This is a genomic window from Corallococcus sp. AB038B (assembly GCF_003668955.1).
Taxonomy (GTDB): Bacteria; Myxococcota; Myxococcia; order Myxococcales; family Myxococcaceae; genus Corallococcus; species Corallococcus exiguus.
Genome location: NZ_RAWO01000005.1, coordinates 109228 through 123874, shown reverse-complemented (window position 1 = coordinate 123874; position 14647 = coordinate 109228). Strand labels below are relative to the sequence as shown.

General features: G+C 70.8%; 10 protein-coding genes. 4 read left to right on the top strand and 6 right to left on the bottom strand.

Annotated elements, in window-relative coordinates; translation table 11 throughout:
* Nucleotides 1–62: 62 nt before the first annotated feature.
* The 3 genes from D7Y04_RS22005 (at nt 63) to D7Y04_RS21995 (ending at nt 8427) form a co-directional block, all read left to right on the top strand.
* Complete coding sequence (locus D7Y04_RS22005; protein WP_120599429.1) at nt 63–1280, top strand: threonine ammonia-lyase; 1218 nt, start codon at nt 63–65, stop codon at nt 1278–1280.
* A gap of 52 nt (nt 1281–1332) precedes the next feature.
* Nucleotides 1333–2703 (top strand): tetratricopeptide repeat protein, encoded by a 1371-nt coding sequence (locus tag D7Y04_RS22000; protein ID WP_121760603.1) that lies wholly within the window; start codon nt 1333–1335, stop codon nt 2701–2703.
* A gap of 117 nt (nt 2704–2820) precedes the next feature.
* Nucleotides 2821–8427: a hypothetical protein gene (locus D7Y04_RS21995; RefSeq protein ID WP_121760602.1), complete on the top strand. Its 5607-nt coding sequence runs from the start codon at nt 2821–2823 to the stop codon at nt 8425–8427.
* A gap of 102 nt (nt 8428–8529) precedes the next feature.
* On the opposite strand, the gene D7Y04_RS21990 is transcribed toward D7Y04_RS21995, so the two are convergent.
* Nucleotides 8530–9156, bottom strand: a complete 627-nt coding sequence (locus D7Y04_RS21990) for a YceI family protein (RefSeq protein ID WP_120596009.1) — start codon at nt 9154–9156, stop codon at nt 8530–8532.
* Between the two features lie 34 nt (nt 9157–9190).
* Entirely contained in the window at nt 9191–10066 is an 876-nt protein-coding gene (locus D7Y04_RS21985; protein WP_121760601.1) for a class III extradiol ring-cleavage dioxygenase, read from the bottom strand.
* Nucleotides 10067–10211: 145 nt separating this feature from the next.
* Here D7Y04_RS21985 and D7Y04_RS21980 point away from each other — a divergent pair, with 145 nt between their 5' ends.
* Entirely contained in the window at nt 10212–11852 is a 1641-nt protein-coding gene (locus tag D7Y04_RS21980; RefSeq protein WP_120596011.1) for a sigma-54-dependent Fis family transcriptional regulator, read from the top strand.
* A gap of 27 nt (nt 11853–11879) precedes the next feature.
* On the opposite strand, the gene D7Y04_RS21975 is transcribed toward D7Y04_RS21980, so the two are convergent.
* From D7Y04_RS21975 to D7Y04_RS21960, 4 genes are all read right to left on the bottom strand, one after another.
* Nucleotides 11880–12542, bottom strand: a complete 663-nt coding sequence (locus tag D7Y04_RS21975) for a rhomboid family intramembrane serine protease (protein ID WP_306465646.1) — start codon at nt 12540–12542, stop codon at nt 11880–11882.
* A gap of 201 nt (nt 12543–12743) precedes the next feature.
* On the bottom strand, nt 12744–12941 hold the full coding sequence (locus tag D7Y04_RS21970) for a hypothetical protein (RefSeq protein ID WP_120581322.1): 198 nt from the start codon (nt 12939–12941) through the stop codon (nt 12744–12746).
* Nucleotides 12942–13129: 188 nt separating this feature from the next.
* Nucleotides 13130–13345 carry a hypothetical protein gene (locus D7Y04_RS21965; protein WP_014399195.1) on the bottom strand — a complete coding sequence of 72 codons (216 nt, stop codon included), beginning with the start codon at nt 13343–13345 and terminating at the stop codon, nt 13130–13132.
* Between the two features lie 57 nt (nt 13346–13402).
* Nucleotides 13403–14599, bottom strand: a complete 1197-nt coding sequence (locus tag D7Y04_RS21960) for an acetyl-CoA C-acetyltransferase (RefSeq protein WP_121760600.1) — start codon at nt 14597–14599, stop codon at nt 13403–13405.
* Nucleotides 14600–14647 lie beyond the last annotated feature (48 nt).

Genomic DNA, 14647 nt, shown 5'->3' with positions numbered 1-14647 from the left:
GTAGGCGTGGGGCTCCGGAGCGCTTCCGTGCGGGGCCCGCTTCCGCTACACGCCCGGCCATGATGGTCACCCTGCAGGACATCCAGGCGGCGCGCGAACGGATCCGCACCGCGCTGCGCCCCACGCCGTGCCCCGCGTCGGACTACTTCACGGAGAAGACCGACTGCGCGGTGGTGTACTTCAAGCTGGAGAACCTCCAGCGCACCGGCGCCTTCAAGGAGCGCGGCGCGCTCAACAAGCTGCTGACTCTGACGGAGGAGGAGAAGCGCCGCGGCGTCATCGCGGCCTCCGCCGGTAACCACGCGCAGGGCGTGGCGTACCACGCGCGCCGGCTGGGCATCCGCGCCACCATCGTGATGCCGGAGCGCACGCCGCTCATCAAGGTGACTCGCACGCGTGATGACTACGGCGCGCGCGTGGTGCTCAAGGGCGCCAACTACGACGAGGCCTACGCGGAGGCCCTGCGCATCCAGGCCGCGGAGAACCTGGTCTTCGTCCACCCGTTCAACGACCCGCACGTCATCGCGGGTCAGGGCACGCTCGCGCTGGAGTTGCTGGAGCAGTGCCCGGACCTGGAGCTGGTGGTGGTGCCGGTGGGCGGCGGCGGGCTCATCTCCGGCGTGGCCGTGGCGCTGAAGGAGACGAACCCGCGCATCCAGGTGGTGGGCGTGCAGGCCTCCACCATCGCCAGCATGAAGGCGTCGCTGGATGCGGGGAAGCGCACGGAGCTCACCAACGCGGGCACCACCATCGCGGACGGCATCGCGGTGAAGGTGCCGGGGGACCTCACCTTCGAGCACGTGCGCAAGTACGTGGACGCGGTGGTGACGGTGGACGAGGAGGAGATCGCCGCCGCCATCCTGATGATGCTGGAGCAGGAGAAGTCGGTGGCGGAGGGCGCGGGCGCGGCGGGGCTGGCGGCGCTCGTCAACGGCCGGATTCCGCAGGCGAAGGGCAAGCGCGTCGCCATCATCGTGGGCGGCGGCAACATCGACATGAACGTCATCAGCCGCATCATCGAGCGGGGCCTCGTGAAGGCGGGCCGCCTGGTGCAGTTGGAGGTGCGGCTGCCGGACCGGCCCGGCGTGCTCGCTCGGCTCACCACGCAGATTGCCGAGATGCGCGCCAACGTGGTGGACCTGCACCACGACCGCGCCTTCTCCAAGGCGGGCCTGGGCGAGGCCACGGTGGAGGTGATGCTGGAGACCACCGGGCACGCGCACATCCAGGAGCTGATGGCCGCGTTGGAGGCCCAGGGCTGGCAGGTCGCCCGGACGTAGGGCGGGGAGGCTTGCGCGGGCGCTCGGGGGTTCGGCGATACTCCGGAAACCCATGAACACGCCCCTCATCGCCCTGCTGCTCCTCGCCGCCGCTCCTCCCGCGCAGAAGGCGAAGGAGCTGGCCGCCCACAAGGAGTGGGAGGAGCTGTACCTCGCGTTCGCCGCCGCGGACCCCGCCTCCTACCCGGAGGCGCAGCGGCCGTCCGTGGCGGGCCCGCTGCTCAAGGGCTGCGAGGCGCTGCTCCCGGAGGACGCGGTGATGGCGTACTCGCTGGGCGAGCGCGCCGTGGCCTTCCAGGAGACGGCGGGCGGCCTGCGCTGCCTGGCGCGCTCCGCGCTGAAGACGGATCAGCGGGCCGCCGCGGAGGAGGCGCTGAAGAAGGGGCTGGCGAACTTCCCCAAGGACGGCGCGTTCGCGCTGGAGCTGGGCCGGTTGCAGTTGCAGGACAAGGACTCGGCGGGGGCGCTGACCACGCTTCAGCAGGTGCCCGCGAAGTCGAAGGAGGCCGCGGAGGCGAAGAAGCTGATGCAGCAGGCCCGCTCGCAGGTGTCGGAGGAAGGGGCCGCGCGGCGCGAGGCGGAGCGCCTGGAGCTGCGGATGAATGGCGAGCCCTCCCCGGGGGACACGCGCCAGGCGAAGGCAACCGCGGGCGGAGAGATCCGTTCGGCGGGCCTGAGCTACGAGTCCGGCGTGGGCAAGGACGGCATGCGCGTGCGCCAGAACAGCCGCTTCGCCATCCGCTACTTCAACAGCGACCGGGACTTCGGCCAGCGCGCGGAGTACGAGGGCAAGGTCGTGTCCGCGCTCGACGAGGCCTATGAGTTCACCCAGCGCACGCTGGGGAAGGCCCGCGAGCGCCAGCTGAACGTGGTGCTCTACACGCGCGACGAGTTCGCCACGCACATGGGCGCCCGGTACGCGGCCGCGGTGGCCGGCCTGTACTCCGAGGACGCCATCCGCATGAACGACGCGGCGGAGCTGACGCAGGCGACGAAGGCCACGCTGGTCCACGAGTACGTGCACGCGGCGGTGGACGAAATCTGCCCGCGCGGCGGCGGCGCCCTGCCCCGCTGGTTCAACGAGGGCCTGGCCGAGTACATCGAGTGGCGCTACCTGGGGCTGGACGGCCCCCCGCGCTACCTGCGCGACGTGATGCGCTCCCAGGCGAAGCAGGGGCGACTGCCGAAGCTGTCGGACATGGACCAGCAGGCGCCCATCTCCATGTCCCAGCCCGAAGTCGCCTACGGAACATCCGCCATGGCGGTGCGGGAGCTGGTGCGGCTGGGGGGCCAGGAGAAGCTGCTGGACTTCATCCAGAAGGCGGGCCAGGCCGACTCCTTCCAGGAGGCCCTGAAGGCCACCTACGAGAAGGACTTCGCCGGCCTGGACCAGGCGGTGCGTACCGCCCTCTCGGGGAGGTAGCGGCCGGTCGGGCGTGGCGGATTGGTTTACCCCCTGGCGGGAGTCCCCTACACTCGCGACCCTCCAAGATTTTCGCTGCGGCGGTCCCCCCAAGACGCTGGCGCAGCAAGGTGACGGATGTCCGATACGCGCGCCGCGATGAGAGAGTTCCGCTTCCTGGATGAGAAGCGGAAGCTGGGAAGTCTGTCCGCTGTCGAGGAAGCTCGCTGGGTCGAGTTGCGCGGCCTTTTGGGCATCCAGGACGCGGCGGACACCGCGGCGGCGGCCCAGGCCTGGGCTCAGCCCGAGCAGCAGCCCCAGGGGTACTACGGCGAAGACGGCCAGTGGTACGCCTACCCCGCCGGCTACGACCCGAACGCCCAGGGGTACTACGGCGAAGACGGCCAGTGGTACGCCTACCCCGCCGGCTACGACCCGAATGCCCAGGGCTACTACGGCGAGGATGGCCAGTGGTACGCCTACCCCGCCGGCTACGACCCGAACGCGGCGGCCTATGATCCGAACGCCGCGGCCTATGATCCGAACGCGGCGGCGGCCTGGGCGCAGCAGGGCTATGACCCGAACGCTGCGTATGACCCGAACGCGGCGGCGCGCTACGCGGCCCCGGTGGATCCGCAGGCCTATGCCCCTCAGGCCCCCGTCGAGCCGGACAGCCTGAACCTCAGCACGGACGACATCGACATCCCCTCGCTGAGTGAACCCGCGCCGTGGATGCCGCAGGCCCCCGCGGCGGCCGCGCCTGCTCCGGCGGAGGCGACGTGGGACACGAGCGCCGAAGAGGACTTCTCCGGGCTGTCGACGGAGACGCCGCCCCCGGTGGCCGCCGCCGAGCCGGAGCCCTCGCTGGAGGATTCGTTCGCGGACCTGTCGATGGAGGTCGAGTCGGAGGCCCAGGCCCCGGCGGCGTCCGGGCTGGATCCGATGGCGGAGGCGCTGGCCTCCGCGGAGCACGCGGTCGGAGAGGCGGAGCTGCTGGAGGCCGAGCCCGTCGCCGAGGCGGTGATGGCCGAGGACCTGTCGCCCGTGGATGCGGCTTGGGACGCGGCGCCGCTGGCGGTGGAGTCCGAGGAGTCCCGGGCCAGCGCGCTCGATACCGCGCCGCTCGCGGTGGAGCCGGCGGCGCAGGCCGAAGGTACGGCTTCGGATTGGGACTGGAGCGACGTCGCCACGGCGGAGCCCGCCGCGCCGGTGGAAGCCGCCGTGGAGGAGGCCCAGGCGGTCGCCACGGAGACGGCGGAAGCGTGGGGCACGGACGCGGCCCCTGTCGCCGAGGCGCCGGAGCACGGTGGAGAGATCGCGCTCGGCGCGGGTGACATCGCGGAGGCGTGGACCGACGGCGCCACGGAAGTGCCCGCGGAGGAGATCGCCCTGGATGCGGGCGATGTCGCCACGGAGTGGCAGCCGGAGACGGCGAGCGCGGAGTCCTGGCAGTCCGGTGGAGCAGCCACGGCGACCGGCACGACCGAGGTCGAGGCTGCGTGGCAGGCGACCGCGGAGGCGGAGGAGATCCCGCTCAGCACGAGCGACGTCGCCACGGACTGGCAGGCGGAGGGTGAGACTCCGGCGGCCGATGCGATCGCGCTCGGCACGAACGATGTCGTCGCCACGGACTGGCAGACCGGCGGCGAGGCCTCGGCGGAGGAGATCGCGCTTGGCACGAATGACGTCGCCACGGATTGGCAGGCCGGCGGCGAGGCCTCGGCGGAGGAGATCGCGCTCGGCACGAATGACGTCGCCACGGATTGGCAGGCGGCGGGTGAGGCTCCGGCTGCGGACGCGCTGAGCACGAACGACGTCGCCACGGAGTGGCAGGCCGACGCGACGGAAGCTCCTGCCGAGGAGATCGCGCTCGAGTCGAGCGAGGTCGCCACGGATTGGCAGTCGGGCAGCGCCACGAGTGATGTCGCGACGGAGTGGCAGGCCGACAACGCGGCGCCGGTGCAGACCTCCGCGGAGGAGATCACGCTCGGCACGGATGACGTCGCGACGGAGTGGCAGGCCGGCGCGGAGACGCCCGCCGAAGAGATCGCGCTCGACGCCAACGATGTCGCTCACGAAGGCGCCGCGGATGGGTCCTACGACGGCGCGGCCTCGGCGGTCGCGGCCGGTGTGGAGGCCCAGACCTTCGACGTGGCCGACCTGGGAGCCGAAGAGGAGCAGCAGCTCACTCCACCGCCCTCCCCGTTCGCGAATGAGCCGGGCATTCCGTCGCTGCGGATCCGCAGCATCCCGGTCGGTCCGGACATCGAAGCCGACACGCTGGAGCTCGGCTCGGACGATGTCGAGCCCGCGGCCGAAGTGGCCCCTGCATCGGAGCAGTGGGGCGAGCTGAGCGGCAGTGCCGACGACGCCGTGCCGCTGGCCACCGCCTCCGAGTCGCTCGCCGAAGCGCAGTCCGAAGAGTCTTCGGCGTGGAACACCTCGGGACAGGATGCGCAGTCGTGGTCCGCCGAGGGAGCACCCTCGGACGCCACCGACACCGTGGGATTGCAGGACGCGTCCGCCGCCATCGAGCTCCAGCCCGAGTGGGCCGCCGATGCCGTGGAGCCCGCCGCGCCCATCGAGCTCCAGCCTGAATGGGCCGCCTCCGCTGACACGGCGGAGGAAGCCGGTTCGACGCAGGCGTGGTCCGGCACCGCGTCGTCCGAACAGCCCACCGCGCCCGCGTGGGATGCCCCGGCAGCCGAATCCGCGTGGGTCGCCTCCACGGCCGCGCCCGTCGCGGATGCCCAGGGCGGATGGACGCCCCCGTCCGAAGAGGCTCCGCTGATCGAGGCCCAGTCCGAATGGGCCACGCCGGAGACCTACGCCGCGCAGCCGGCACAGGCGTCCGACTGGAACGCCACGGAAGAAGCCGCCCCCATCGAAGCGCAGCCCGAATGGGCCACGGAAGAAGCCACGCCCGTCGCCGCACAGCCGGAGTGGGCCTCCGCTGAAGAGGCCCCCATCGAAGCGCAGCCGGAGTGGGCCGCCGCCGAAGAGGCGCCCATCGAAGCGCAGCCCGAATGGGCCACGGAAGAAGCCGCGCCCGTCGCCGCGCAGCCGGAATGGACCCCCACCGAAGGCACCGCCACCGTTCCCACGCAGCCGCAGTGGGGAGCCGAGGAGGCCGCGCCCATCGCTGCGCAGCCGGAATGGGCCGCCGAAGAGGCTCCCATCGAGGCCCAGCCCGAGTGGGCCGCTGCTGAGGAGACCGCGCCCGTCGCCGCGCAGCCGGAGTGGGCCGCCGCTGAAGAGGCCCCCATCGAAGCGCAGCCCGAATGGGCCACGGAAGAGACCGAGCCTGTTTCAGCGCAGTCCGAGTGGGCCACCACGGACGCGACTCCTGCCGCCGCGCAGCCGGAGTGGGCGACGACCGACAGCACCCCGGAGGCCGCGCCGATCGAGGCCCAGCCGGAGTGGGCAACCGCCGACGCCGCCGCTCCGGTGGCTGCGCAGTCGGAGTGGGCCGCGACTGAAGAAGCAGCCCCCATCGAAGCGCAGCCCGAGTGGGCCACCGAGGAAGCCGCGCCCGTAGCGACGCAGCCTGAATGGGCCACGGAAGAAGCCGCCGCGCCCGTCGCCGCGCAGCCAGAGTGGGCCGCCGCCGAAGAGGCCCCCATCGAAGCACAGCCGGAGTGGGCCGCCGCCGAAGAGGCCCCCATCGAAGCGCAGCCCGAGTGGGCCACGGAAGAAGCCGCCACGCCCGTCGCCGCGCAGCCGGAATGGGCCGCCGAAGAAGCTCCCATCGAAGCGCAGCCCGAGTGGGCCACGGAAGAAGCCGCCACGCCCGTCGCTGCGCAGCCCGAATGGGCCGCCGAAGAAGCTCCCATCGAAGCGCAGCCCGAGTGGGCCACGGAAGAAGCCGCCACGCCCGTCGCTGCGCAGCCCGAATGGGCCGCTGCGGAAGAAGCTCCCATCCAAGCGCAGCCCGAGTGGGAGACCACGGAAGAAGCCGCGCCCGTCGCAGCGCAGTCCGAATGGGCGAGCACGGAAGCCGCTGCTCCTGTCTCCGCACAGCCGGAGTGGGCCGCCGCTGAAGAAGCCGCGCCCATCGAAGCGCAGCCTGAGTGGGCGACCACGGAAGAAGCCGCGCCCGTCACAGCGCAGCCTGAATGGGCGACGACGGAAGCCTCCGCGCCCGTCGCCGCGCAGCCGGAGTGGGCCGCCGCCGAAGAAGCGCCCATCGAAGCGCAGCCCGAATGGGCCACCGAGGAGGCAGCCCCCGTCGCCGTACAGCCGGAGTGGGCCGCCGCCGAAGAAGCCCCCATCGAAGCGCAGCCCGAATGGGCCACCGAGGAAGCTGCCCCCATCGCCGCACAGCCGGAGTGGGCCGCCGCCGAAGAAGCCCCCATCGAAGCGCAGCCCGAATGGGCCACCGAGGAAGCTGCCCCCATCGCCGCACAGCCGGAGTGGGCCACCGCCGAAGAGGCTCCCATCGAAGCGCAGCCTGAATGGGCCACAGAAGAAGCCGCCGCACCTGTCGCTGCGCAGTCCGAGTGGGCCGCCGAAGAGGCACCCATCGAAGCGCAGCCGGAGTGGGCCGCCGCCGAAGAGGCTCCTCTCGAAGCACAGCCGGAGTGGGCCTCAACGGAAGCCGCCACGCCGGTCGTCGCGCAGCCCGAATGGGCCGCGGCTGAAGAAGCCCCCATTGAAGCGCAGCCCGAATGGGCGACCACGGAAGCCGTAACTCCGGGCGCGGAGCAGCCGTGGGCCGCCACGGACGCCGCCGCGCAGTCGGAGTGGGCCTCCACCGAGGACTCCTCCGCGAACTCCGCCTGGGCCCAGCCGTCCACCGACGCCCAGCAGCCCTGGGACGCCCCGGTCGAGGAAGCCGCCCCTGCATGGGGCGACCCCCAGGCCCCCGCCGCGCGCTCCTCTTGGGCCGAGCCCCAGGAGGCCCAGCCCGAGTGGATGGCCGACGCCGCCCCCGCTGCGTCCGCCTGGCAGGCCCCCGCGGCCCCCGCCGCCGAGTGGAGCGAGCCCGTCGCCGAGGAAGAGGTCTCCCTCACCGACATCACCGCCCCCACCCCGTCCTCCGGCTGGGAAGAGCCCGCCGTGGACGTGGACGCGGAGCTCGATGCCACCCCCGCCCTCGAAGTCGAGGAGGTGGAGCCCGAGCCCATGGCCGACATCGAGCTCGTCGAGGAGGTCCCCGCCCTGCCCGTCGCGGCCATCCCTCCGCCGCCCGCGCCCTCCCTACCCGTGGCCCGGCTGACGCCCGCCGCCCCCGCGAGCCCGACGCTCCGGAGCCCGGCGCCCGTGGCCCCCTCGGCGCCGGCCATGGCCGCGGCCGTGGCCATCAACCACCTGCGCCCCGCGGACGACTCGCTCTTCGAAGCGCCGGTGGCCGGCTTCGCGTCCGCCGCCAACTCCTTCGTTGAAGGCGAACACCGCGTCATCATCCACACCGTCGAAGGACAGGTGAAGCGCGGCACCATCCGCGACGCGGACCTCCTGGAGGACACCATCTCCCTGGAGCAGCAGAGCGGCTTCGCCCCGGAGCGCATCCCCGGCAAGCGCGTGAAGGCCATCTTCTTCATGCTCGCCGCGGGTGCGCGTCAGCCTCAGGCGGAGGGCTCGAAGATCCGCGTCACCTTCAACGACGGCCGCCAGGTGGCCGGCTTCTCCCAGGACTTCAAGGGCCCCACCCCGGGCTTCTTCGTCATCCCCGCTGACACCCGCACCAACACCGCGCGCATCTTCATCTACCGCGCCAGCGTGCAGGCCGTCGCAGAGGGCTGAGCGTCACCCCCGGGGGGGGCACCGCCCGCCCCCACCGTGCACAAAAAAGAGGGGCCCCGGTCACCCGAGGCCCCTCTCTTCATTTCAAGACTGGGACGAAGACTACTTCTTGTCCGTGGCCGCCGGAGCCGCCGCGTCCGGCTTCTTCGTGGTCTCCAGGTCCAGGGTGATGGTCACCTCGTCACCCACCGCCACGCCGCCGGCCTCCAGCGCCTTGTTCCAGGTCAGGCCGAAGTCGCTGCGCTTGATCTTCGTGGTCGCCACGGCGCCGCGGCGCACGTTGCCCCAGGCGTCCTTCGTCTCCGCCGTCGGGCCTTCCACGGCCAGCGTCACCGGCTTGGTCACGCCGTGCATCGTCAGGTCGCCCGTGACGTTCAGCTTGTCCTTGCCGGCCTTCGCCACCTTCGTGGACTTGAAGGTGATGGTGGGGAACTTCGCCGTGTCGAAGAAGTCAGGGCTCTTCAGGTGCTCGTCGCGCTTGGGCTCGTTGGTGTTGATGGTGGTCGCGTCGATGGTCGCCTCGATGGTGGACTTGGTGATGTCCTTGTCATCCAGGTTGACGTTGCCCTTCACGTTGCTGAACGTGCCACGCACGTTGGACACCATCATGTGCTTCACGGCGAACTGCGCGCCGGAGTGCGACGAGTCGATCTCCCACGCGGACGCGAACGCAAACGAGGGGGCGGCGACGGCGAGCAGCGTGATGGCGGACTTGAGCGACATCTTCATGGTGTGGACTCCTTGAGGTTGCGGACTGCGAGGTTCAGGCGCGCAGCGCGAAGCTGCGCATGGACAAGGTTCCGTGATGGAAGCCCTCGAACACCGGGGTGATGCGGTCCTCGGGGAGGGCAGCTCCGAGGACGAAATAAATGGGCAACCAATGCTCGGCAGATGGATGCGCAACCCGCGCATTCGGTGCATCCATCCATGACTGAAGCCCAAGGAAGTCACGCGCGGCAAGTTTTCCGGCGACCCACGCGTCGAACTCGGCGGCCCATGGTTCAACGGACGCCAGCTTGGATCTGAAATTCACCCGGCGCAGGTTGTGCACCACCCCGCCGCTGCCCATGAGCAGCACGCCCTCCGAGCGCAAAGGACGCAGCGCCTCGCCCATGCGCGCCACCTGCGCGGGCGTCGCGTCCGCCGGCAGCGCCACCTGCAACACGGGCACGCGCCCCTCCGGGAACGCATGCCGCAGAGGCACCCAGACGCCGTGATCAAGGCCGCGCTCGCCATCCGCTACCGCGGGCACACCCGCAGAGGACAGTCGCGCCACCACGTCCTCGGCCAGCGAAGGAGCGCCGGGCGGCGCGTACCGCAGCCGGTACATCTCTTCAGGGAAGCCGTAGAAGTCGTAGACGAGCGGCGGAGCGGCCATCGCCGTGACGTGCACGCGCGCATCCGTCTCCCAGTGCGCGGACACCACCACCAGCGCCTTCACCGCGCCCACGCCATCACCAAAGCGCTTGAGCGCCTGGGGATATTCGTCCGCGTCCAACGCCGTCATGGGCGAGCCATGCGAGACGAACAGCGCCGGCGCCACCTGCCGGACGACCGAGGGCCCAGGCCCCATCACTCCCGCCACCCCGGCGGCCGCCACGCCCTGCAGCACCTCGCGTCTGTCCACCCCGGTTGGCATCGTGGCGGCTTGTACTGCAACCCCAGGACCAACGCAGCCGACATGGCAACCACTGATAATTGCTCGACATCTCATTCCAGCGCTGTGAAACGACTCTCAGATTGATAGAGAAGCACCTCAGACTGAAACACCTGGGAGAGACGTCGTGGCGGGTCTGGAAGGTTTGGACTTGAAGGAGCTCCTGGCGCTCGAGCCGAAGGGCGGAGTCATCCGCTTCGCCGGGCAGCGGGCGCTGTTGATGGACCCGGTGGCGCTGGGCCTCCTGCGCAAGGAGCTCATCGGGATGCTGGGGATGACGGCCGCGCGCGGCATCTTCACGCGGCTGGGCTACGCGCACGGCTGGCGCACGGCGGAGGCGATGAAGACCGCGGTGCCGTGGACGGATGAAGCGGAGTGGCGCCGCTCGGGTGGCCGGCTGCACACGCTGATGGGCCAGGTGCGCGTGGAGCGCATCGAGCGCACGGAGAAGGACGGACCGGAGCCCTTCGCGGAAGCGCAGTGGAGCGACTCCTATGAGGCCGAGCAGCACCTGCTCCACCTGGGCCAGGCGGAGGAGCCCGTGTGCTGGAGCCTCACCGGCTTCGCGTCCGGCTACCTGAGCTACTGCAACAACAAGCCCATCTACTGCGCGGAGCTCAAGTGCGTGGGCAAGGGCGACGCGTTCTGCCACATCGTGGGCCGCCCGGAGGCGGAGTGGAGCACCGAGTGCACGGAGTTCCTGCGCTTCTATGAAACGCAGTGCATGGAGGGCGTGCTCGGACAGGTGACGGAGGCGCTGCGGCAGGCGGAGCGCAAGCTGCGCGCGAAGCGTCAGTCGCTGGCGCGCGTGTCCGGCGTGACGGAGGACCCCACGGGCATGGTGGCGCGCTCGGAGGCCATGCAGCGTGTGCTCAACCTGGCGCGGCGCTCAGCCAAGGTGGACACCACGGTGCTCGTCACGGGCGAGAGCGGCGTGGGCAAGGAGCGCATCGCCCGGCTCATCCACGACGAGTCCGGCCGCTCGCACAAGGCCTTCATCGCCGTGAACTGCGCCGCGGTGACGGAGAGCCTCCTGGAGAGCGAGCTGTTCGGCCACGCGAAGGGCGCCTTCACCGGAGCCACGCACGACCGGCCCGGCCTCTTCGAAGCGGCGCACGGCGGCACCCTCTTCCTGGACGAAGTGGGCGAGGTGCCTCCCGCCATGCAGGCCAAACTCCTGCGCGCCCTCCAGGAGCGCGAGGTGCGCCGCGTGGGAGAGAACACCAGCCGCAAGGTGGACGTGCGCGTGGTGGCGGCCACCAATCGCGAGCTGGTCGATGAGGTCCGCCTGGGCCGCTTCCGACAGGACCTCTTCTACCGCCTGCGCGTCATCGAGCTGCGCATCCCGCCCCTGCGCGAACGCCGCGAGGACATCCTCCCCCTGGCGCGGCTGCTGCTGGCGGAGACCGGCGAGAGGCTGGGTCGCCGCGTGAATGGCCTGGCCCCGGACGCGGCGGATCAACTGCTGCGCTACACCTGGCCGGGCAACGTTCGCGAGCTGGGCAACGCCGTCGAGCGCGCGGTGGCGCTGAGCGAAGGCCCGCGCATGGAGCGCGACGACTTGCCGGAAGAGGTGCGAGCCGCGCCGCCCAGCCTGGTCCCCACCAGCAACCCGCGCCGGCTGGAGGACATGGAGAAGGAATACATCCTCGCGGTGCTGGCGCAGAACGGCGGCAACCGCTCACGCACCGCGGAGCAGTTGGACATCGGCGTGGCCACGCTCTACCGGAAGCTCAAGCAGTACGGCCACCCGGAGGCCGCGCACTGAGCGCGCGGCCCCTGGTCCTTCAGTCCTTCAGTTGAGGAACTGGTCGCGGTCCGACGGGCGGTTGCGGTCCACCACGCGCAGGTGCTTGGAGCGGTCACGCAGCTGCCGCTGCAGGCGCCAGTGCTGCAACTGGAGCATCAGCCGCTTGGGGCTCGCGCCGCGCACGTACACGAACACCAGCACCAGGCCGAAAATCTCCGGCGCCACCGCGCGCCAGGATCCCGCGGTCAGCATGTTCAGCACCGTGAAGCCCGCGCCAATGGCCGCGAACCAGTTGCCCGTCAGCGGGATGCCCCAGAAGTTCGCCTGCCCCTTGCCGATGACGAGCCCGTACGCCACCCACATCACCGCCGTCATCACGGAGCCGCCCGCGTAGACGCTCATGGGCATCACCAGGGCCAGCGCCGTGGTGATGAGGCCCGCGACGAACGGGATGCCCACCGCGACCAGCAAGAGCCGCTTGCCGCCCCAGGTGGACTCCAGGAAGCCACCGATGGACCAGATGATGAGGCCGCCGAAGAGGATGCCCAGCGGGCCCGTGGCCACGAAGGCGTAGGTGACCAGCTCCCAGACCCGGAAGCGCAGAATCACGTCCGCCGGGTTGAGCAGCAGCAGCCCGCCCTGCCCGCGTGAGGTCGCCAGGAACAGGGCGGAGATGCCCACGAACGCGATGGCAAGCTTGGCGGCCATCGAATCCAGGCTCGGGAACATGTCGCCGAAACCGCCGCCGCCTCGATTGAAGCCCCGCATGGGTCGCATAGAGGCCCAAAGGTGGTGGAACCCCGCCCGGTCCGCAACCCCAAATCCAGAAACGATGAAGGGCGCCCCACCCTGGTGTCACCAGGGAGAAGCGCCCTCGCATCCCACGCCTTCGCTGTACCTGCCGGGCCGCTAGACCTTGTGGCGGTAGAAGAGCGTGATGGTCAGACAGTGAAACTCCTTGTCCGAGGACTGCGTGACGATCTTGTCCACGATCTCCACGGCGGAGTTCTCCTTCAGCCACTTGGTGATGTTCTCACCCATGTTCTCGCGATCGCGCGCGAGCGTGGTGGAGAACACCTTGACTCCCGTGAAGCTGATAACGGCCATTCCACCCTCGTGTCACCAGAGATTACAAATGTTTACCCCGAGTCGGGGGCGCCATCAAGAAACGGGCCCGACAATCCGGCCTGGGAGCCGCCTCCCACCCCTTGGGGAGCCCGCCGGGGAGTGGGGCCCGCCCATCGTCCACCCGCCGACAGTGCGGCGGGGGGCGAGGGCGCGGGGCCCCGGCTTGTTCAGCGACCGGCGGCGGCGCGCCGGGCCTGGCAGGTGACTTCATCCTTGCAGGCGGGACCGATGCCTTCCGGGTGGGCCGTCAGGGGCGTCTTGTCGCTCTCCTCCACACCGCACACCACGCAGCGGCGCTTGCGGTTGCGGCGCTCGGCACGGCGCTGCTCGGCGATGGCCTTGGCCCGCTCGCGGGCCGTCTTCGCGTCCACCTCGTTGCTCATCTCACCACGTCCCGTCCGGATGTCGTCTGCCCCGTACCCCAACGCCACGGTGCGCTCCTAGAGCGCCTCGACCAGCACCGCGATGCCCTGGCCGCCACCAATGCAGGCGGACCCGATACCATAGCGGGCGCCCCGGCGCTTCAGCTCGTACGCCAGCGTCATGGTGATGCGGGCCCCGGAGGCGCCCAGCGGGTGGCCCACGGCGATGGCGCCGCCGTTGACGTTGGTGGCGTCGCGTGGCAGGCCCAGCTCCTTCTCCACCGCCAGGTACTGGGGCGCGAAGGCCTCGTTGACCTCGAAGAGGTCCACGTCCGACAGCTTCGCGTCCGCGCGCTTGAGCAGGTTGCGGATGGCCGGCGCCGGGCCAATGCCCATGATTTTCGGGTCGCAGCCGGACACGCCCCAGTTGACGAGCCGCGCCACGGGCTTGAGGCCGTGCTTCTCCACGAACCCGCGCGTGGCCATCACCATGGAGCCCGCGCCGTCGCAGATGCCGCTGGCCGCGCCCGCGTGCACCACGCCGTCCTTCTTGAACACCTTGGGCAGCTTGCGCAGCCCCTCCACCGTGGTCTCCGGACGGTTGTGCTCGTCCTTGGAAACCACCGTGTCGCCCTTCTTGCCCTTGAGCGTCACCGGCGCGATTTCATCCGCCAGCCGGCCCGCCTCCTGCGCCGCGGCGAAGCGCTTCTGGGTGAGGACGGCGTACTGGTCCACGTCGTCCTGGGTGAGGCCGTAGTCCACCGCCAGCTGCTCGGCGGTGAGCGCCATGGGCTGGCCGGTGTAGCTGTCCGTCAGGGCCGTCCAGAGCATGTCCTCCAGGCCGCCCTTGCCCAGGGGGATGCCCCAGCGCGCGCCGCGGATGACGTGGGGCGCCTGGCTCATGGACTCCGTGCCGCCCGCGAGGACGGCCTCCGCGCCGCCCGTCAGCATCATCTCCGCGGCCGTGACGAAGGCCTGGAAGCCGGAGCCGCACAGCCGGTTGACGCCCAGCGCGGGCACCGGAACCGGCACGCCCGTGCGCAGGCCCACGTGGCGCGGCAGGTAGATGGCGTCCGAGCTCGTCTGGACGACGTTGCCGTAGACGACATGCTCGATGAGCTCCGGAGAGACGCCCGCCTGGGCCAGGGCCGCCTTCGCGGACTCCACGGCCAGGTCGGTGGCGCTCAGGTCCTTGAGGCTGCCGCCGTAGGTACCGAACGGGGTGCGCTTGCCGGACAGGAAGTAGATTTCCTCGTTCTTGGACACGCTCTTCATGGTGCTCGTCTCCCTACTCTTCCGGGGCGCGCGGTGCACGCACGACGT